The sequence below is a fragment of the Chryseobacterium sp. PTM-20240506 genome (assembly GCF_048296755.1).
GTDB classification, from domain to species: domain Bacteria; phylum Bacteroidota; class Bacteroidia; order Flavobacteriales; family Weeksellaceae; genus Chryseobacterium; species Chryseobacterium proteolyticum.
In genome coordinates this window covers 3,230,814-3,248,170 of record NZ_CP182581.1, presented here as the reverse complement: position 1 = coordinate 3,248,170, position 17,357 = coordinate 3,230,814, and the positions used below count along the sequence as shown (strand labels likewise).

General features: G+C 35.4%; 22 protein-coding genes. 12 read left to right on the top strand and 10 right to left on the bottom strand.

All coding sequences use genetic code 11. The features are described 5' to 3' along the window. Nucleotides 1-195: 195 nt before the first annotated feature. From ACNFU2_RS14465 to ACNFU2_RS14455, 3 genes are all read left to right on the top strand, one after another. Nucleotides 196-792 (top strand): porin family protein, encoded by a 597-nt coding sequence (locus ACNFU2_RS14465; protein WP_273650314.1) that lies wholly within the window; start codon nt 196-198, stop codon nt 790-792. A gap of 68 nt (nt 793-860) precedes the next feature. Further along, complete coding sequence (locus tag ACNFU2_RS14460) at nt 861-1,925, top strand: sensor histidine kinase (RefSeq protein ID WP_273650313.1); 1,065 nt, start codon at nt 861-863, stop codon at nt 1,923-1,925. Then, nucleotides 1,912-2,649 carry a LytR/AlgR family response regulator transcription factor gene (locus tag ACNFU2_RS14455; RefSeq protein WP_273650312.1) on the top strand — a complete coding sequence of 246 codons (738 nt, stop codon included), beginning with the start codon at nt 1,912-1,914 and terminating at the stop codon, nt 2,647-2,649. Before ACNFU2_RS14460 ends, ACNFU2_RS14455 begins: the two co-directional genes overlap by 14 nt. Before the next feature lies 1 nt (nt 2,650). On the opposite strand, the gene ACNFU2_RS14450 is transcribed toward ACNFU2_RS14455, so the two are convergent. The 3 genes from ACNFU2_RS14450 to ACNFU2_RS14440 form a co-directional block, all read right to left on the bottom strand. Next, nucleotides 2,651-3,559 (bottom strand): DUF6268 family outer membrane beta-barrel protein, encoded by a 909-nt coding sequence (locus ACNFU2_RS14450; protein WP_172281872.1) that lies wholly within the window; start codon nt 3,557-3,559, stop codon nt 2,651-2,653. A gap of 236 nt (nt 3,560-3,795) precedes the next feature. Further along, nucleotides 3,796-4,860 (bottom strand): thiamine-phosphate kinase, encoded by a 1,065-nt coding sequence (thiL, locus tag ACNFU2_RS14445; protein WP_273650311.1) that lies wholly within the window; start codon nt 4,858-4,860, stop codon nt 3,796-3,798. Nucleotides 4,861-4,944: 84 nt separating this feature from the next. Further along, the gene (locus ACNFU2_RS14440) at nt 4,945-5,439 is read right to left on the bottom strand and encodes an acyl-CoA thioesterase (RefSeq protein ID WP_172281867.1); all 495 of its coding nucleotides are present in this window, start codon (nt 5,437-5,439) and stop codon (nt 4,945-4,947) included. A 111-nt stretch (nt 5,440-5,550) separates the two neighbouring features. Here ACNFU2_RS14440 and ACNFU2_RS14435 point away from each other — a divergent pair, with 111 nt between their 5' ends. The 4 genes from ACNFU2_RS14435 to ACNFU2_RS14420 all read left to right on the top strand — a co-directional run bounded on the left by ACNFU2_RS14435 (nt 5,551) and on the right by ACNFU2_RS14420 (nt 8,763). Next, the gene (locus ACNFU2_RS14435; RefSeq protein ID WP_306613264.1) at nt 5,551-6,753 is read left to right on the top strand and encodes an NAD(P)/FAD-dependent oxidoreductase; all 1,203 of its coding nucleotides are present in this window, start codon (nt 5,551-5,553) and stop codon (nt 6,751-6,753) included. Between the two features lie 82 nt (nt 6,754-6,835). Then, nucleotides 6,836-7,426 carry a DUF2306 domain-containing protein gene (locus ACNFU2_RS14430; protein WP_418122127.1) on the top strand — a complete coding sequence of 197 codons (591 nt, stop codon included), beginning with the start codon at nt 6,836-6,838 and terminating at the stop codon, nt 7,424-7,426. Continuing rightward, nucleotides 7,423-8,331 (top strand): YARHG domain-containing protein, encoded by a 909-nt coding sequence (locus ACNFU2_RS14425; protein ID WP_273650308.1) that lies wholly within the window; start codon nt 7,423-7,425, stop codon nt 8,329-8,331. Before ACNFU2_RS14430 ends, ACNFU2_RS14425 begins: the two co-directional genes overlap by 4 nt. A gap of 9 nt (nt 8,332-8,340) precedes the next feature. Continuing rightward, a complete protein-coding gene (locus ACNFU2_RS14420; RefSeq protein ID WP_306613261.1) occupies nt 8,341-8,763 on the top strand; it encodes a hypothetical protein in 423 nt (140 codons plus the stop codon). Here ACNFU2_RS14420 and ACNFU2_RS14415 read toward each other — a convergent pair. From ACNFU2_RS14415 to ACNFU2_RS14405, 3 genes are all read right to left on the bottom strand, one after another. Next, complete coding sequence (locus ACNFU2_RS14415) at nt 8,743-9,138, bottom strand: DUF2809 domain-containing protein (protein WP_273650306.1); 396 nt, start codon at nt 9,136-9,138, stop codon at nt 8,743-8,745. The genes ACNFU2_RS14420 and ACNFU2_RS14415 overlap by 21 nt on opposite strands. Nucleotides 9,139-9,223: 85 nt before the next feature. Then, nucleotides 9,224-9,883, bottom strand: a complete 660-nt coding sequence (locus ACNFU2_RS14410; RefSeq protein WP_172281851.1) for a thioredoxin family protein — start codon at nt 9,881-9,883, stop codon at nt 9,224-9,226. Nucleotides 9,884-9,897: 14 nt separating this feature from the next. After that, nucleotides 9,898-10,386 (bottom strand): TlpA family protein disulfide reductase, encoded by a 489-nt coding sequence (locus ACNFU2_RS14405; RefSeq protein WP_306613258.1) that lies wholly within the window; start codon nt 10,384-10,386, stop codon nt 9,898-9,900. Nucleotides 10,387-10,534: 148 nt separating this feature from the next. Between ACNFU2_RS14405 and ACNFU2_RS14400 the strand changes: the two genes are divergently transcribed. The 3 genes from ACNFU2_RS14400 to ACNFU2_RS14390 all read left to right on the top strand — a co-directional run bounded on the left by ACNFU2_RS14400 (nt 10,535) and on the right by ACNFU2_RS14390 (nt 11,289). Continuing rightward, entirely contained in the window at nt 10,535-10,696 is a 162-nt protein-coding gene (locus ACNFU2_RS14400) for a bacteriocin (RefSeq protein WP_172281848.1), read from the top strand. Nucleotides 10,697-10,807: 111 nt separating this feature from the next. Then, nucleotides 10,808-10,972, top strand: coding sequence for a bacteriocin (locus ACNFU2_RS14395; protein WP_172281846.1), 165 nt, complete (start codon nt 10,808-10,810; stop codon nt 10,970-10,972). Between the two features lie 158 nt (nt 10,973-11,130). Further along, complete coding sequence (locus ACNFU2_RS14390; RefSeq protein ID WP_172281844.1) at nt 11,131-11,289, top strand: hypothetical protein; 159 nt, start codon at nt 11,131-11,133, stop codon at nt 11,287-11,289. A 43-nt stretch (nt 11,290-11,332) separates the two neighbouring features. Here ACNFU2_RS14390 and mutS read toward each other — a convergent pair whose 3' ends face one another. Continuing rightward, nucleotides 11,333-13,918 (bottom strand): DNA mismatch repair protein MutS, encoded by a 2,586-nt coding sequence (gene mutS, locus ACNFU2_RS14385; protein WP_273650303.1) that lies wholly within the window; start codon nt 13,916-13,918, stop codon nt 11,333-11,335. Between the two features lie 125 nt (nt 13,919-14,043). Here mutS and ACNFU2_RS14380 point away from each other — a divergent pair, with 125 nt between their 5' ends. Continuing rightward, nucleotides 14,044-14,580: a GNAT family N-acetyltransferase gene (locus ACNFU2_RS14380; protein WP_273650302.1), complete on the top strand. Its 537-nt coding sequence runs from the start codon at nt 14,044-14,046 to the stop codon at nt 14,578-14,580. A gap of 9 nt (nt 14,581-14,589) precedes the next feature. Here the strand turns inward: ACNFU2_RS14380 and ACNFU2_RS14375 are convergent, their stop codons facing one another. Further along, a complete protein-coding gene (locus ACNFU2_RS14375) occupies nt 14,590-15,468 on the bottom strand; it encodes a cupin-like domain-containing protein (protein WP_172281838.1) in 879 nt (292 codons plus the stop codon). Between the two features lie 101 nt (nt 15,469-15,569). Further along, a complete protein-coding gene (locus ACNFU2_RS14370) occupies nt 15,570-15,731 on the bottom strand; it encodes a hypothetical protein (protein WP_273650301.1) in 162 nt (53 codons plus the stop codon). Between the two features lie 107 nt (nt 15,732-15,838). On the opposite strand from ACNFU2_RS14370, the gene ACNFU2_RS14365 reads away from it, so the two are divergent. Then, nucleotides 15,839-16,732 carry a bestrophin family protein gene (locus tag ACNFU2_RS14365; RefSeq protein WP_172281834.1) on the top strand — a complete coding sequence of 298 codons (894 nt, stop codon included), beginning with the start codon at nt 15,839-15,841 and terminating at the stop codon, nt 16,730-16,732. Here the strand turns inward: ACNFU2_RS14365 and ACNFU2_RS14360 are convergent. Then, nucleotides 16,729-17,328, bottom strand: a complete 600-nt coding sequence (locus tag ACNFU2_RS14360) for a hypothetical protein (protein ID WP_172281832.1) — start codon at nt 17,326-17,328, stop codon at nt 16,729-16,731. The genes ACNFU2_RS14365 and ACNFU2_RS14360 overlap by 4 nt on opposite strands. Nucleotides 17,329-17,357 lie beyond the last annotated feature (29 nt).

Below are 17,357 nucleotides of genomic sequence, written 5' to 3'. Positions count from 1 at the left end.
TTGCCTGGCATCTTTAGATAATGGCACAATCAGGATACTTTATCAATGATTACATGAAATACCTATTAACGAAGATGAGCTCAACCTGATACAAAAGCTTCCTTTTATCAAAACACCCATGCTCTTCATCAAATAAAATTTCATTTTCACGCTCACTGCTGTTGTTTTGCACCAGATTTAATACTATTTATTATTATGAAACAACGTTTTTTAGCAGTAAGCTCTTTATTGCTTTGCATTACCTGCTCAGTAGAAGCCAACGCACAACAAACACCAATCGTTCATATTGGAGTTAAGGCCGGTACAAATTTCACTAAAACATCTTCTGCCTCTTCTGACCTGAGCGGAAAATATGGAATAGGATATCAGGCGGGACTTATGGCAAGAGTAGACTTTAACCGGATATATCTTCAGGGAGAAGCTATATTTAACAAAAGAAAAACATCATATGACTTAAAAGATGGAAGTTCTTCGCAATTGAAATGGAATTCAATCGATATCCCTGTTGTAGCAGGTTATAAGATCGTAAGTTCCAAAGATTTTAATGTCCGAGCTTTTGCCGGAGGAGTTTACAGTTATGGATTTAATGATAATATTTCTACCTCAAAAGCACTGCGCGAAGGTTTAAAAAAATTCGATAAATCCAATATTGGTATTACCGGTGGAATTGGTGTGGATTATAAAAACTTCACCGTTGATCTGAGGTACGAAACAGGACTCACCAGCATCAGCAAAGAATTTAAATCCAAACCTCACAGCTTCTCGCTTGGAATCGGATACTTCCTGTTCTAAAAACTTAAATTATCTTTACCATTAGAAACTGCATTTCCTGCAGTTTCTAATTTTTTACCTATCAAAATATGCTTAAATCTTTTATCGTAAGAAAACATCTATTTGTTATTGGTTTCTGGCTGATTTTCGGGATAACCATGTGGATTAATTTCCAGGCAGATTCCGGCAGATACAATTCACTTATCCAGACTTTAGCCATTGTAATAAGCTCCTTTATTTTCACTCAGTTTTTAACAAAAAAATTACTCCCGCAAGCCTTAAAAGAGAGGAAGATGAAAAAATTCCTACTCCAGGCAACGATTATGATTCTTTTACTGAGCTTTATTTACTCTTTTGTTTTTGCTTATATAGAAGTAGATTCCAGAACACCCCTAGCTCCTGGTTTTAAAAGTCACCTCCCTATTTTATGGAAAGGATTTTATTTAGCTCTTCCTGCATCCTTTCTTATTAATGGAACAGCATGCGGAATAACATTTTATCAGGAACACGGAAAAATTGAAAGGGATCACATTCTTTTGCAACAAGCCCATCTGGAAAATCAGCTTAAGCTATTACAGGACCAGATAAATCCCCATTTGGTTTTCAATATTCTCAATCATATTCATATCCTGATGAAAACCAATACTGAGCTTGCTTCATTTTTATTGCTAAAGTTTTCAGATATACTGAGGTATCAGCTTTATCACTGTAATCAGAATCAGGTCCTGCTTAAAAAAGATGTTGAATACCTACAAAATCTTGTAGAAGTTGAAAAATTGCGTTGGGGAAATGAACTGGATGTAAAAGCAACCTGGGAACTTTCCACCGATAAAGCGACTATTGCTCCGCTTCTTCTCGTTCCTTTTATTGAGAATGCCTTTAAATATGTTTGCCGCTTGCCGGGGCATAAAGGTTATATCTTAATTTCATGTAAGGAAAAAGATAACCAACTTTCTTTTTATGTGGAAAATTCCTACTCCAGTATAACTGTTCATAAAAGTAAAGATGGTGCTCATGGAATAGGGCTTAATAATGTACAGAAAAGGCTTGATCTTCAGTACCCGGATTCATACTCTCTCAACGTGGAGTCTGATAATCATGTTTACAAAATTTCTCTAATCCTAAATCTCTCTCAGGAAAATGACAAACAATAATATTCCCAAAATGAAATGTCTGATTATAGATGACGAACCCTTGGCAAGATTCTATCTAAAAGACATGGCGGATCAAATTGATTTTTTGGAAGTGGTGGATACCTGTGCTACCGCATTAGAGGCTAATAACAAAATACAAGAGAATCAAATTGACCTCATCTTTTTGGATATTAATATGCCTTATCTTACAGGCCTTGATTTTTTGGAACAACTGGAGAATCCGCCTTTATGTATTTTCACAACTGCTTACTCAGAATATGCCTTAGAGGGCTACAGACTACAGATTGTAGATTACCTTTTAAAACCTATAGCGTTTAATCGTTTTTACCAGGCAGTAAATAAGGCACAGCAGCAATTCATCTTATTTGAAAGATCCAAAAGAAATATTTCTCTGGATGATCCTTACTTATATGTACGTCAATCCGACACCTTTATAAAGGTTTCCTGGGTAGATATTTTATATATTGAAAGCATGCAGAACTACACCAAACTGCATTTTAAAGATAAAACACTTGTCATTCATCAGACAATGAAAGCTATCGAGGAGTCCTTATCCCCTGAGCATTTTTTTAGAATCCATAAATCATTTCTCATCAATATCACTCATATTGAAATGATTGCAGGAGGCAGGCTTTATATTAATAAAACAGAGCTTCCTATTTCGAGAACCCGTAAAGAAGAATTGCTTAACCAGGTAGTCTATAAGAAGCTCATAAGTAAATAAATTAAGGGAGATTCCAGCGAAGAGAAACAGCCATATAAAAGGTGGAAGCAAAACGAGGATCTTCCATCTTTTTTGATTTAAATATGCTTTTGATCTTACGGTCATTTTCACTAAAGCTCCTCAGGAGAGCGGTTCCTCCGGTAAGACGTAGACTTACATTTTTGCTGATCTGTAATTCAGGCCGTATCCCTGCTGTAATTTGCTGATAGCCAAGCAGCGTGGATTTTCCTCCTTTATTCCTTTCTACCGTCATCCCGTTTAATCCAACGACTGCCTTGATAGCAAATTTATCTGAAAACTGATAGCCCGCCTCCATTCCTTCAGGAAAGTTGATGTTGAATTTGATTTTATTTCCCGTTTTCCAATCGAAATAGATCCAGGGCATAATCATGGGTACTCCAAATGCAGTAGTAAGCACAGGGCCTGCTCCAAGCGCAAGATTAGGAGTAAAGTTTTTTATAAACAATAAACCTCCCTGCCCTAAAACATCATCAAAGTTTACATTTTCAAGGTCGGTATAAACGCCGGCTGAAGCGGTAACCATCATGCTCCATTTTCCACCCAAAGGTCTTATATGCTGTAATCCAACCTGCGCATTCAGCATCTGATCAGGAAATAAATGAGTTTCATAGTTCTTATGGGACAGTTTAGCATAAGATCCGTTAACAAGTAATGACCATGATTTTATTTTTCCTTCACTTATTTTTTTCATGGAAAGAGGAATGCTGAAGCTTATATCCATTCTCTTAAAATCACTTTTGGAATCCGTTTTCATACTATCCTCAGGACGGATGTAACTTGAATAAGGAATATATTCCGTTTTTAATTCTCCGGATAATCCGGATTGTGCGTTTAGCAGACAACTTAAATGAGTAAAACCATAAAAGGCAATCAAAAGACCCTTCTTCATAATGTAAAATTTTCACAAAGAGAGGGTATTCAAAAAGCGAAACAAAAAATACTTGATTAAGTGTGTACATCTTGTGATGACCTGAAATAACTGCATGACCAATAGATGCCATACGCTTGTTCCTGTCCTTATTTATGATCTCATACGGCTTAGTCTCAGCAATACAATACAATACAATACAAAAGCCACAGTACTAGTACTGTGGCTTCTAACAATATTGAAAATTAAGTATTACTTTATTCTCCCTGCTGGTTTCCCAAAAAAGCATCCCAGCCTTGCGCCGTAAGCGGTATCAGCTGGTTGGAACCTCTGGCCACCATAAAATTCCCGTCCTCTTTATCTACAGCATGTCCTACAATCGTAAAATCAGGATGGTTTTTTATTTTATCAAAATCTGCCGGTGCGATTGTAAATAATAATTCGTAATCTTCACCTCCACTTAATGCTGTTACAACAGGATTCAAATTCATTTCATCAGCAGTTGAGATCGTAAGGCTATCCATAGGGATCTTCTCTTCATATAGCCTGAATCCTACTTTTGACTGGTCAGAAAGGTGCAGTATTTCAGAAGCAAGCCCATCAGAAATATCGATCATAGAAGTTGGTTTTATATCCAGCTCTTTAAGGATCGTTTTAACATCCGTTCTTGCCTCTGGCTTTAATTGTCTTTCCAGAATATAATCGTATCCTTCCATTTCCGGCTGCATATTCGGATTTGCCAGGAAAACGGCATGCTCTCTTTCTAAAATCTGTAACCCCATATAGGCTCCTCCAAGATCTCCGCTTACGACCAATAAATCGTTCGGCTTCGCATCACTTCTTTTAACCAGATTCTCTTCATCTTCAATTCCTATAGCGGTAATACTCATTACCAACCCTGTATTAGAACTGGTGGTATCTCCTCCTATTAAATCTACTTTATATCTCGCGCAAGCAGCCTGGATACCAGAATAGATTTCCTCTAAAGCTTCTACCGGAAACCGGTTGGAAACGGCAAGAGAAACTAAAATCTGTGTAGGAGTAGCATTCATCGCCGCTACATCACTTAAATTGACAACAACAGCTTTGTATCCTAAATGCTTTAATGGAACATAACCCAGATTAAAGTGAACACCTTCTGCCAATACATCAGTGGTAAGGACCACTTTCTTTCCGCCCGGATTGATAACTGCTGCATCATCTCCAACTCCAAGCTCCGAAGATTCATTGGACAAAGGAAAATGTTCCGTTAAGTGTTTGATCAATCCAAATTCTCCTAATTTGGAAATGGGTGTTAGTTCCTGAGATTTATCTTCAAACATATCTTTTTTATTTATAAATGATGACAGATAATTGATAAATGCTGTTCGATATTCTTTTATCCATGATTATTTATCAATTATCATTTATTTGTTAAACTCTGAAGGATCAATGTTATGAGGATGGAAAGGGAACTTTTTAAAATCCTCTCTGGTTAAAACTTCAGTGTCTGGTGTTTTATATTTATTCATTGCTTCAATAACATCATCCGGAGGAGTGGTCATTTTTCTCAGCATCATATCAATCCATACCCCTGTAGCTTCAGACGTTGCACAATGCACACCATCCGGAGTATAGAATTTGTGTATAAAACGGTAGATGGAAGAATCTTCCGAGCAACCGCCTATTTCCACACTCACGATCACCGTCTGATCAGCATAGATTTCTTTAAAAAAAGAATATCTTTCATGAAGCATAACAGGTCCTATCCCCCATCGACTCAACTGGGTAACTCCCATTTTTTCTTTTGTCATAAAAGCCATCCTGGCTTGTGCACAATACTGCACATAAGATGAATTTGCTAAGTGTTTGTTGGCGTCAAGATCGCTCCAACGCACTTCGAAGGTATGGTAGAATGTCATTTGAAATTGTATTTAGAATAATAAATTATAATCTTCAAAAATACTCAAATAAGATGGTTTATAAAAATTGTACTTTTGGAAAAATAATCTTCACCATAAGATTACAGGTACATGAAACAAATTATTATTATCGGAGGAGGTGCAGCGGGGTTTTTCTGTGCATCCAACCTTGACGAAACCAAATATAAAATTATTATTCTTGAACAAAACTCGGATGTCCTCCAGAAAGTAAAAATCTCAGGAGGAGGTCGTTGTAATGTAAGTCACGCTTGTTTTGACCCCAAAGAATTGATTCAGTTTTACCCTCGTGGGAACAAAGAACTTTTAAGTGTTTTTACCAAATTTCAGCCCGGAGACACCATGGAATGGTTTGAACAACGAAATATTTCGTTGAAAATAGAAAATGACAACAGAATCTTCCCTGAAAGCAATTCTTCACAAACAATTATCAATACTTTTCTCAACGAAGTCCAAAAGAAAAATATAGATGTAAAAACAAAATCTGTTGTAAAAGAAATTGTAAAGGATGGTGAAAGATACATTGTAAAGACCAGCTCGGAAGACCTTGTAGCGGATTACATCATTTATGCTACAGGAAGCTCTCCAAAATCTCTGAAAATTGTAGAAAGTTTAGGACACAGAATCATTAGCCTTGTTCCCTCACTTTTTACTTTCAACATTAAAAATGATCTTCTGAAAGACCTTGCAGGAACCAGCTTTGAAAATGCAGAAGTTTCAATACCAAAGTTGAAAACAGCGGAAAGTGGGCCGCTCCTGATAACACATTGGGGATTATCCGGACCTGCCATACTGAAAATTTCGGCCTGGGAGGCGATCAATCTGGCAAAGGTGAAATATAACTTTGAAATTGAAGTAAATTTCATTTCAAAAACACTAGATGAAGCAGAGGAGATATTTCAAAACTTCAGACACAGCAATCCTAAAAAGACCATAGGTCAGTCGAAAATATTTGAAGTTACCAACAGATTCTGGCAGAAAATTCTTGACACTTTAAAAATAGACCTCAATAAACAGGTAGCTCATATTTCCGGAAAGGAAATGCAGGCGATCCTTATCAGTCTCTGCTCTAAAAAACTTCAGGTTACAGGCAAATCAACCTTTAAAGATGAATTTGTAACTGCCGGAGGAGTGGATTTAAAAGAAATCAACTTTAAAAATATGTCTTCAAAGATCCTTCCTCGGTTTTATATTGCCGGTGAAGTATTAAATATTGATGCAGTAACGGGTGGGTTCAATTTTCAGGCATGCTGGAGTGAAGCATGGTTGATTGCACAGGATCTGAACATGAAATGATTATCTAGTCAATTATAACAAGGATGTAATTGCAGTGTTTTTAATTCAAAAGAAATATCAGAATATTCTTAAAATCCTTTTAATGATAGGATTCGGTTATTTCTTTTGTCTTATGCTTCAAATTACCCTGGAATATATTCCTATAAGCCCTGAAGTAAGCTTTTTACAGATCAAACAGACGGAGGTAAGTCATAGACCTGAATATCTTTACCTCTTCTACACTCATGTTTATACCAGTATATTTGTACTGTTACTGGGCTTTTTAGCGATTCTGAGAAAAGATTTCGGTTTGAAAAGCCTACACAAAAATATAGGAAAGAGCTATATTTTTGTGGTATTATGCCTCTCTGCTCCCTCGGGAGTTTATATGGGTATATTTGCCAATGGAGGATTCCTTTCAAAATTTTCTTTTATTATTCTGGGAATCCTGTGGTGGATTACGACCTTCAAAGCCTTTAAGCTGGCAAAACAAAAAAAATTCCTCCTCCATAAGCAATGGATGTGGAGAAGTTTTGCATTGACACTATCTGCTATTACTTTAAGAATGTGGAAAGTTATTATTGTATATTTATTTCATCCAAATCCGATGGATGTATATCAAATAATTGCCTGGCTTGGTTGGATTCCTAATATCCTTTTAATTGAGTTTTTAATCACAAAAAAAATACTATGAAAATTTTAAATTACACTCTCGTATCTCTGTTAGCAGTCGCGTTATCAAGTTGTAAAAAAGAAGCTAAAAGTGCAGGCCCCGCAATGGCAAAAAAAGACTCTGTTGTAATTCCGGAAATCCATAAAGAATACTATGGAATCTACACGGGTGATTTCGGCGGAAAGGAAAAAGTGATTGACGAATATGACGGTAATGAATATGAAGATAATATATTTAAAAAAATTTCTGTAAAAATTAACAAGATTACCAAAGACAGTGTATATGGACAAAGCATTGTAAATGGCAATCAGCGACCATTCCGTGGCATTTTTAATGAAGAAACAAAGTCTTTTGTACTGGATGAACCCGGAAATGATAAAACCGATGGAAGATTTGAAATAAAGCTCAATAATGACAGCTTAACAGGTAAATGGACAGCCTTCAATAAAACAGCAGTAAAGTCCCCTTCAAAGACGTTAAAGCTTATAAAAAAAGATTTTGTGTATAACCCTAACTTTATGCTGGACGAAAACTCTGACCTGGTAGATTGGTCGAATCCTAAAGATTTTATTGAAAAGTATACTGATGAAGAGACGGGAAAAACAGAAAGCTATACAACCTCGAAAAACAGGGTCGCTTCTGAGGCTATTTTTAAAATCAATGCTTCCAAACAGAAGTTAACAGAAAAAGATCTTAAAAACCTGAGAAAACTTGATATGGAAATCATCAAAAACTCTGTCTTTGCAAGACATGGATACTCATTTAAAAAAGAAACCTACAGAAACTTCTTTGAACATACAGACTGGTATATTCCCGTTTCGAATAATGTAGATCATGATCTATCTCCAGTAGAAAAGGAAAATGTTGCTTTATTAAACCGTTTCATCAAATATGCCGAGGATAAATACGACAGATTTGGCCGTTAAAAATAAAAGATGATAAAAAAATATCTTAGCCTTTTTGCTTTAATTTTCTGCATGGTCTTTCTTTCTGCACAAAAAGACTCTGCTTCCACTCAGAAAAACCATTCGGTTATTTCTCCCGACGAACTTGCAGGATACAAAAACCCTGAATTTCCTGGTGGTCATCAGGCATTTGTAAGAAAGATTCAAAGCAATTTCCAAACGTCATTATTAACCAGGCTCAATATCAGTACAGCAAAAGCGGTAGCTACATTTATAGTAGAAAAAGATGGCAGCATGAGCCAGATACAAATAGAATCCTACGAAAATGAAATCATAAAAAAAGAATTCCTGAAGGCTCTTCACAGTGTACATACAAAATGGATTCCCGGAGAAAAAAATGGAGAAAAGGTCAAAATGAAAATGAAACAGCCTCTAATTTTCTGGTTGGAATGATTTATTTTCAGCTACTTTTATGATAAGATAGAGAAATAAACATCCCATCGCATAACATGTGATATCTACCCATGAAAATGAATTTCCTATAACAATATACATCAGGCTTCCTTTTTGGAAGCCTGCTTTTTCTGCAACATTAAAATACTGAGCAAATTCAATGATACATGAGAATATAAAAATTCCTGTAATAAGTTTTGTATTATCAATTGTAATGAAGCTTTTGACAAAAGTATAAAGAAGGATTACAACAATAACATCTCCCAAATAGGCCCTGACAAAGAAAACATTTTTTAATGCAGTAGCAATTATAACTTCTGTCAGAAATAGTAGAATCGTCAGAATAAGGTATTTGATATTAAATTGTAGTTTCATTTTCCTGGTTTAACAAAAGTCATTATACTGGATTAATAAAGCGGGCATGTGCCCGCTTTATTAATTTTTTATTACAAATAGGAGATTATTTTTTTACTTTTACGGTACATCCTATTGCAACCGTTTTTGTCATTTTAACAGGCTCTCCCTTTAGTAAAGCATTGACTGCATCTTGTGCGTAATACTCTGAAACATCATTGGGATTGTCGTAATTGTTATCGATCGCTCCTATATATTTAACTATATTCTTTCCATTTTCTTTTTGTAAAATAAAAACATGCGGCGTTTTAGTTGCCCCATACTGAGGATAAATTTTTTGTCCCTCATCCACTAAATAAGGAAATGTAAAGCCTTTTTGTTTAGCCCTTTCAATCATTTGCTGATATCCGTCTTCCGGTTGTACGTTCGGATCATTCGGGTTAATGGCAATTACGGGATAACCCTGTTCTTTGTATTTTTTATCCAGCGCAATAATCCTGTCTTCGTATTTCTTAGCATACGGGCAATGGTTACAGGTGAAAATAATAATAAATCCTTTAGCACTTTTATAATCACTAAGGGAAACCATTTTGCCATCAATATTTTTCAGTTTAAAATCTGTTGCCTCATCTCCTATTTCGTATCCTTTTTCAGATCTTATAAAACTATATTTCTCTTTTACTGTGTTCTCATTATTCTTTGCGGTAAAACTCAATAAGCCGAAACCAATAATAAAAGATGTTATGATAATTTTTATGTTCTTCATAGTATTATAAATATTTAAAGTAAATTTTTATTAATAACAGACTCAAGTTCAGTTTTGCTCATTTCTCCATCATTAAAAAAGATCTTTTCGCCTCCTTTATAAAACAAAGTTACGGGAATATTTCCATCCCAGTTTTTTTCGAACCGGGGAATCCATGTATTCATTCTTTTGATATCATCCAATAAAATAACTTCAGCAGTAAGCTTTTTATTTGTGATAAACTTTAGCACTTTTTCTTTATCCGCTAATCTGTCGAGTGAAACTAAAATCATTTTAAATTTCTGATTGTCTTTATTCTTGTTATTTACTTCCATAAAATCAGGAAGTTCTTTTACACATGGAGCACAAGTCGTTGACCAAAAGTTCAGGACAAGGAACTTATCGGTTTCCTGCTGAATACGTTTTTCAAGCTCTTCATATTTCACAGAAGAAATTTCAGTCTGCTGCGCCTTTGAAATGGTAACTCCTAATGATAGGAATAAAATTTTTAAGAAATGCTTCATATTCAAAATTAATAAAAAGTTTCATTGATCAATGATTTTCAACTGATTAATATACAATTCAGGTATTTTTCATGAATTTCATTCACCAATTATGGATATATCAGAATTAAAAATGTAATTTAGTTTAGTCAAATTAAAAGTTTTTATTATGAAAAAATCAAACACTAAATCAAAAAAACTAACTAAAAAAGAGTTGAAAGAAATTAACGGTGGAAGAGTTGTCTGCCCAAGGGTAATCAGCTGCATTGACCGTCATACAGGTCAGGAACGCTATGGTGTGCCAGGAGTTCAGGATGATTATTGCTGCTAATTGGTTGTACTAATAGCTAACCAAATAATAACAAATCTACGATGACACCATTATCTGGTGTCATTTTTCACACAAAACAATGTGCTTTTAAACAAATTAAATATTATAATTATGAAAAAATCAAACATTAGAATCACAAAATTAACTAAAAAAGAGTTGAAAAAAGTTAACGGAGGTGTAGGACATGATTGCCCTGTTGTATTTAGCTGTTTTGACAGAAATACGGGGGAAGAATTAATAGGAGTTCCGGGAATACAAGATGGATATTGTTGCTAATTGCACCATCCGACAGGCAATAAAAAGTGCAGCTACAAATAGAATGATATGACATCCTATTTTAAATTTACCCAATAAGCAACTAAAAACCAATCACTTTATCTTGTCCTGTTAAAATAAAAATGTACTTTAGTTATACCAAATTAAAATTTTTTATCATGAAAAAATCAGACAATCAGAAAAGAAAATTAACAAAGAAACAACTAAAGGAAATCAATGGCGGAGCCGGTAATGACTGCCTCATAGAATGTTTTTGCTTTACTCCCGACGGCGAACCTCGTGTGGGAATTTGCAGAATGGATGGAAGCTGTTGCTAACATTATCCATATCAAAAAAAGAGAGCTAGTAAGCTCTCTTTTTTTATCCTCCAATCATTTTCTTAATTGCATTAAGCTTCATTAAAGCTTCTATTGGGGTTAGCGTATTGATATCTATTTTAGTAAGTTCTTCTCTGATATTTTCCAAAACAGGGTCGTCTAGCTGAAAAAATGATAACTGCATATTTTCATCTGTCACTCTTTTAATACTTTCCGATGAAGTTCCCTGAGTTCGGCTTGCTTCCAGGGTTTTTAGAATCTCATTAGCCCTGTTAACCACTTTCGCCGGCATTCCGGCCAGTTTTGCCACATGAATACCGAAGCTATGCTCACTTCCACCCGGAACCAGCTTTCTCAGAAAGATAATATTCCCTTTATTTTCCTGTATGGAAACATGGAAATTTTTCACCCTTTCAAAATTAACTGTCATCTCATTCAGCTCATGGTAGTGGGTTGCAAATAATGTCTTAGCCTGACTTGGATGCTGGTGCAGATATTCTGCGATAGCCCAAGCAATTGAAACCCCATCATAGGTTGATGTACCACGACCGATTTCATCCAGCAGGATCAGACTCCGTTCTGAAATATTATTAAGAATGTTAGCCGCTTCATTCATCTCAACCATAAAAGTAGATTCCCCGGCAGAAATATTGTCTGTCGCCCCTACTCTGGTAAATATCTTATCTAAAACCCCTATTTCAGCATGTTTTGCCGGCACAAAACTTCCTATTTGCGCCAGAAGACAGACGATCGCCGTCTGACGAAGAATTGCAGATTTACCCGCCATGTTTGGGCCGGTAACCATAATGATCTGTTGGGAATCCTTGTCTAAAAAGATATCATTAGGAATATATTTTTCTCCCAAAGGAAGGGCATTTTCAATAATTGGGTGTCTTGCCTCCTTCAGATCAACAATGTAGCCATCATTCAAAATAGGCTTTGTATAGCTTTCTGAAACAGCAAGCTCCGATAATCCTACCGCTACATCGAGCTGCGCAATGATATTCGAATTTTCCTGAATCTGGTCCATATAAACCATTGTTTCAGAGCACACATTCCTGTATAACTCATTCTCTAAAACACTAATCTTTTCTTCAGCTCCAAGAATCTGACTTTCATATTCTTTTAATTCTTCAGTAATGTAACGCTCTGCATTAACGAGTGTCTGCTTTCTCAACCAATCTCCTGGAACTTTATCTTTATGAGTGTTCCGGACCTCAATAAAATATCCGAAAACATTATTAAAATCTATTTTAAGGCTTGAAATCCCGGTTCTTTCTATTTCCCGTTGACACATTTCATCGAGAAAGCCCCGCCCTTTGCTTTGAAGGTTTCTAAGCCTGTCGAGTTCTTCCGAAATCCCCTCTTTAATTACTTTCCCTTTTGAAATATTTACAGGAAGTTCTTCATTGAGTCTATCCTGTAAAGACTGAATCAGTTCTCCAAGATCATAAAGCGGTTCAATCCATGCCAGCACATCAGCAAACGGATGAAGTAAGTCCTTAATTGTATGGATATTAACTAAGCTCTGACGAAGATAACCTATTTCTTTCGGGGAAATTTTTTCTGCTGCTAACTTTCCCATCAAACGATCGAGGTCGGAAATAGATTTCAGCAATTGAGAGATCTCATATTTTAATCCATCGTTCTCATTTAAGAAGTCAATAAGGGATAACCTTCTTTGAATTTCATTAACAGATTTGAGCGGAAGAATAATCCTTCTTCTTAGGAGTCGACCTCCCATTGGGGTTGAAGTCCTATCAATAATATCTAACAATGACTTTCCTTGTGGGTTGCTTGGATATACAATCTCTAGATTTCTCAATGTGAAATTATCCATCATCAGGAAATCATCTTGGGGGATCACCTTGATTTTAGTGATGTGGGCAAGTAAGTTATGATGAGTATCTTCTACAAGGTACGCAAATATAGCTCCTGCCGCTGTAATTGCCAGGGAGAGATTTTCTATACCAAATCCCTTTAATGAATTGGTTTTGAACTGCCCCGTTAACTTCTCATATGCAAAATTGTATTGAAAAGCCCAATCTTCCAGTTTGAAAGCACTTTTATTTTTCAACTGTTCAGGGATCTGAACACTTCTCTGATAGATAATTTCGCTGGGATCGAAAGTGCTTACGATATGCAAAAGCTTTTCGAGAGTTCCCTCACTTACCAAAAATTCTCCGGTAGAGATATCAACCAGTGCGATTCCAAACTTTTCCTTTTCTTTATGGATTGAAAGCAAGAAATTATTCTTCTTGGAGCTAAGTACCTGATCATTAAAAGTAACTCCCGGGGTTACCAGTTCTGTCACTCCTCTTTTTACAATACCTTTTACCATTTTAGGATCTTCCAGCTGATCGCAGATAGCCACTCTAAGTCCTGCACGAACTAGCTTAGGCAGATAAGAATCTACTGAGTGGTGTGGAAATCCTGCCAGTTCAATATGACCTTCTCCGTTCGCTCTTTTGGTAAGCACAATTCCAAGCACCTGAGAAGCACGGATTGCATCCTGTCCAAAAGTCTCATAAAAATCTCCCACTCTGAATAATAAAAGAGCATCCGGGTATTTTCCCTTGATGGTATTATACTGAGCCATTAATGGAGTCTCCTTCTTCGTTTTTGCCATAATAAAAAATGAAGGTCAAATTTAAAAAATAAATTCAGGGTTAAAAAATTGTTTCTCTATTAATCTTACGAGCTCCTCTTTTGTTTTGATTAATTTTTTATTGTACTTTTCGATAAAATTAAGTAATGGATTTTCCAATATTAGAAACAGACAGATTAATTTTACGACAACTTACCAGGAATGATGCTAAAGATTTATTTGAATATTTTTCTTTAGATATTGTGATGGAATATTATGATCTGGCAACTTTTACAGAATTGGGAGAGGCCGAAAAACTAATTGACACATTTAATAACGATTTCGAAAATAATAAGGGATTTAGATGGGCTATTGAGCTGAAAGGCGAAAATAAGGTTATAGGAACCTGTGGCTATCACAATTGGTTTCACGAACATTTTAAGGCGGAAATAGGATATGAACTGAATCCTGAATATTGGCAAAAAGCTTATATGAAAGAAGCGGTACAGCCTATTTTATCTTTCGGATTCGAAAAAATGAATCTTCACCGAATAGAAGCTTTTATAGATCCTGCTAATATCTCTTCTGAAAAACTTTTGTTTTCAGCTGGTTTTCAAAAAGAAGGGACCATGCGCGATTTCTTTTTTGAAAAGGGTAAGTTTGTAGATGCTACTATTTTCGGACTTTTAAAAGACAGAAAATAAAAGAGTATTCTACCGGCCTTTTCTCAGATGTCTTTCTAATGCTTCAGTACTTTTTTCGTATGCCCATTTCTGTTTATAGTTTACCCATTTTGCTTTAAAAACTTTTCTCAAAAGCTTATCGGTATACCTCATGATAAATACATGATAAAGCATACTGGCAAAAACTTTAGGCTTGTTGGGGAGTGCGCGTAGCGATAACGAAAACCCAGGCTCAAGATACCTGTTGAAATGCCAGAATGCTCCCGGAATAAAGAGTGCATCTCCATGCTCCATGAAGATTTCATATCCTTTTGCATATTTCAAGGCTGGAAACTTTTCATAATCAGGATTTTCATAATCTACATCATAAACAGTATGAACCGATAATGGTACTTTATACAGAAAAGCAGACTGTTCCTGATCAAAAAGCAGTATCCTTTTTTTTCCTTCAAAATGAATGTGCATAAAATCTCCTAAATCCACATCATAATGCATTAAAACATGAGCCTCACTTCCTCCAAAAAATAAGGTTGGAAGTCTTTTAAAAAACTTCATTCCAAGATCAGGATAGGTAAAGTTCTTTAATAGCTCCGGAAGCCTGTCAGTAATGATATAGAAAAAAATACGAAGGTCTGAAGGTTTACTTTTAATCGTATCGATATAATCCTTCATTTTCATATGGGTAACAGGAGCATCTGAGCTTTTAGAAGCATTAGCAGGTTTATTATCATATAACGGAACTTCCTGCTCCCCTGCTTTTTCACGAATGTAAGCAAGGTTCCACAAATCAAATGCATCCCAACGTCTTGCAAAATTTTTGATCAGAACGGGCTTCTTTTTTTTGAAATAATTTTTCTGAAAATCTTCTTTACTGATATCGTTGACAACATCTACTTTTTCTAGAATCATCCATAATTGATTTAATGCGAAATAAAAGTAATGTTTTTTTGAAATTTATAAAAACTTTACCTTTCACATTTTCTTATTCTTTGAATATTATCAATTAAAAATCAGGAAAAAAGATATACCAACACGGAAATAATTCCTCCAAAAAAGATAAGAGCACATCCACCCGGCCCGTTCTGAAATTTCTTTCTGCTGTATTTATTTACATAATGTCCGCTTACCCAGGTGCCATCTCTTTTATAGTGCCCTTTTCTGTAATATCCCATTTTTAGTTTTTTTACAAAGAAAATAAGCTCGAAGAAGACCTCATTACGGGTTTCCGTAAAGAAAGTATAAAATGAAAAAAATTATCTTTGTAAGATCAACCTAATTTATGAGAGTTTATAATACAAAACATTTCCTGAAAATACTTTTCAGCCTACATAAAAGCGATACCCTGAAGATCCTTTTTCCAACAATGCTATTGGTGGGAGTATATTCTTACGGAATCGAATATCTTGAGGTGGAGTATCTTCATCTCACGTCAAAATCTGCGGTAAGCAATGTAGGTATGATCCATTCATTATTAGGGTTTGTACTTTCTTTACTATTGGTATTCCGGACGAATACTGCTTATGACAGATGGTGGGAAGGAAGAAAGTTATGGGGAAAACTGGTGAATGATACCCGGAATATTGCCATAAAGCTCAATTTAATCCTTGACAATGACAGACATAGTGCCGAACAGGTGGCAAGATACTTGAAGTTCTTTCCTCATTTTCTCGCCAAGCACCTTTCTAAGGAATCTACAAGACTTGCATTGGATGAAGATTATTCTGAGATCGAAAAATCCCTTAAGCACCATGGCCCCAGTGAAATTGTAATATTACTCAGCCATAAATTAAATCAGCTGAAAAAAGAAGGTAAAATTACAGATGTAGAAATGGTATATCTGGACACTCAGCTTTCAGGGTTTCTGGATATTTGCGGAGGTTGCGAAAGAATCAAAAACACACCTATTCCTTATTCTTATTCGTCTTTTGTAAAGAAATTCATCATCTTATATGTATTGGCTTTGCCTGTAGCATATGTTATCAGCATTGGTTTATTTATGATTCCTTTGACTGTATTCGTCTATTATGTCTTAATGAGTCTGGAACTTATTGCCGAAGAAATTGAGGACCCTTTCAATAATGATGAAAATGATATTCCGATGGAAACCATTGCTCAGAATATTGAAAAAAATGTCCATCAGATCATGGGATTAAAAAATAAAATCAACCTTTAAAGGTTGATTTCTTTTAGTTCGCCATCTTGCTTGATTTCTACAAATTTACTTTCGCGATTTGCCGACGAATAGTTATAGAAAAAAGTCTGGTATATAGGTGTTGAATAAAGGTATCCTCCGTAAGCATTATAAGCATCCGACTGTCCTGTTTGCTGCTGATAACTTGCCGTTGCAGTAAAATTCACAATCGTCTCGAGATAATAATTACCCGGTTTTAATTTTTCAAATTTAAATCTGCCATGATCATCAGTCAGAGCCTCTATTCTGTATTTAAAAGCTTCATCAGACATGTAAACGGTTGTTTTCTTATTCTCATACTTTTTCCTCATCTTATAAAATTCTTCAAAATAAGGGGTTACAGGAAAAAGCATAACAACGGTTCCCTTTGGGGCATAATGTTTTTCCCCCAGTAAAGGTTTAATTCCCCAGTTGTTTTTTTGTTTGGTAGACGCCACTCCTTCAATGGTAGAATTTCCAAAACCGATCATGTTTTGAGCCAGTTTTTTATCAAAGAAGGCCTGTGGATAATATGTATTCTGAGCTTTTGATAGTATAAAAGCAGAGGTTAGCATCCCGAATACAAGTAAATTTTTCATGTCATATTTTTTAATCAAATATAACTATT

Coding starts and splice junctions, on each gene's coding strand:
- ACNFU2_RS14465 (WP_273650314.1), top strand. CDS start 196: ATGAAACAACGTTTTTTAGCAGTAAGCTCTTTATTGCTTTGCATTACC.
- ACNFU2_RS14460 (WP_273650313.1), top strand. CDS start 861: ATGCTTAAATCTTTTATCGTAAGAAAACATCTATTTGTTATTGGTTTC.
- ACNFU2_RS14455 (WP_273650312.1), top strand. CDS start 1,912: ATGACAAACAATAATATTCCCAAAATGAAATGTCTGATTATAGATGAC.
- ACNFU2_RS14450 (WP_172281872.1), bottom strand. CDS start 3,559: ATGAAGAAGGGTCTTTTGATTGCCTTTTATGGTTTTACTCATTTAAGT.
- thiL (WP_273650311.1), bottom strand. CDS start 4,860: ATGTTTGAAGATAAATCTCAGGAACTAACACCCATTTCCAAATTAGGA.
- ACNFU2_RS14440 (WP_172281867.1), bottom strand. CDS start 5,439: ATGACATTCTACCATACCTTCGAAGTGCGTTGGAGCGATCTTGACGCC.
- ACNFU2_RS14435 (WP_306613264.1), top strand. CDS start 5,551: ATGAAACAAATTATTATTATCGGAGGAGGTGCAGCGGGGTTTTTCTGT.
- ACNFU2_RS14430 (WP_418122127.1), top strand. CDS start 6,836: ATGATAGGATTCGGTTATTTCTTTTGTCTTATGCTTCAAATTACCCTG.
- ACNFU2_RS14425 (WP_273650308.1), top strand. CDS start 7,423: ATGAAAATTTTAAATTACACTCTCGTATCTCTGTTAGCAGTCGCGTTA.
- ACNFU2_RS14420 (WP_306613261.1), top strand. CDS start 8,341: ATGATAAAAAAATATCTTAGCCTTTTTGCTTTAATTTTCTGCATGGTC.
- ACNFU2_RS14415 (WP_273650306.1), bottom strand. CDS start 9,138: ATGAAACTACAATTTAATATCAAATACCTTATTCTGACGATTCTACTA.
- ACNFU2_RS14410 (WP_172281851.1), bottom strand. CDS start 9,883: ATGAAGAACATAAAAATTATCATAACATCTTTTATTATTGGTTTCGGC.
- ACNFU2_RS14405 (WP_306613258.1), bottom strand. CDS start 10,386: ATGAAGCATTTCTTAAAAATTTTATTCCTATCATTAGGAGTTACCATT.
- ACNFU2_RS14400 (WP_172281848.1), top strand. CDS start 10,535: ATGAAAAAATCAAACACTAAATCAAAAAAACTAACTAAAAAAGAGTTG.
- ACNFU2_RS14395 (WP_172281846.1), top strand. CDS start 10,808: ATGAAAAAATCAAACATTAGAATCACAAAATTAACTAAAAAAGAGTTG.
- ACNFU2_RS14390 (WP_172281844.1), top strand. CDS start 11,131: ATGAAAAAATCAGACAATCAGAAAAGAAAATTAACAAAGAAACAACTA.
- mutS (WP_273650303.1), bottom strand. CDS start 13,918: ATGGCAAAAACGAAGAAGGAGACTCCATTAATGGCTCAGTATAATACC.
- ACNFU2_RS14380 (WP_273650302.1), top strand. CDS start 14,044: ATGGATTTTCCAATATTAGAAACAGACAGATTAATTTTACGACAACTT.
- ACNFU2_RS14375 (WP_172281838.1), bottom strand. CDS start 15,468: ATGATTCTAGAAAAAGTAGATGTTGTCAACGATATCAGTAAAGAAGAT.
- ACNFU2_RS14370 (WP_273650301.1), bottom strand. CDS start 15,731: ATGGGATATTACAGAAAAGGGCACTATAAAAGAGATGGCACCTGGGTA.
- ACNFU2_RS14365 (WP_172281834.1), top strand. CDS start 15,839: ATGAGAGTTTATAATACAAAACATTTCCTGAAAATACTTTTCAGCCTA.
- ACNFU2_RS14360 (WP_172281832.1), bottom strand. CDS start 17,328: ATGAAAAATTTACTTGTATTCGGGATGCTAACCTCTGCTTTTATACTA.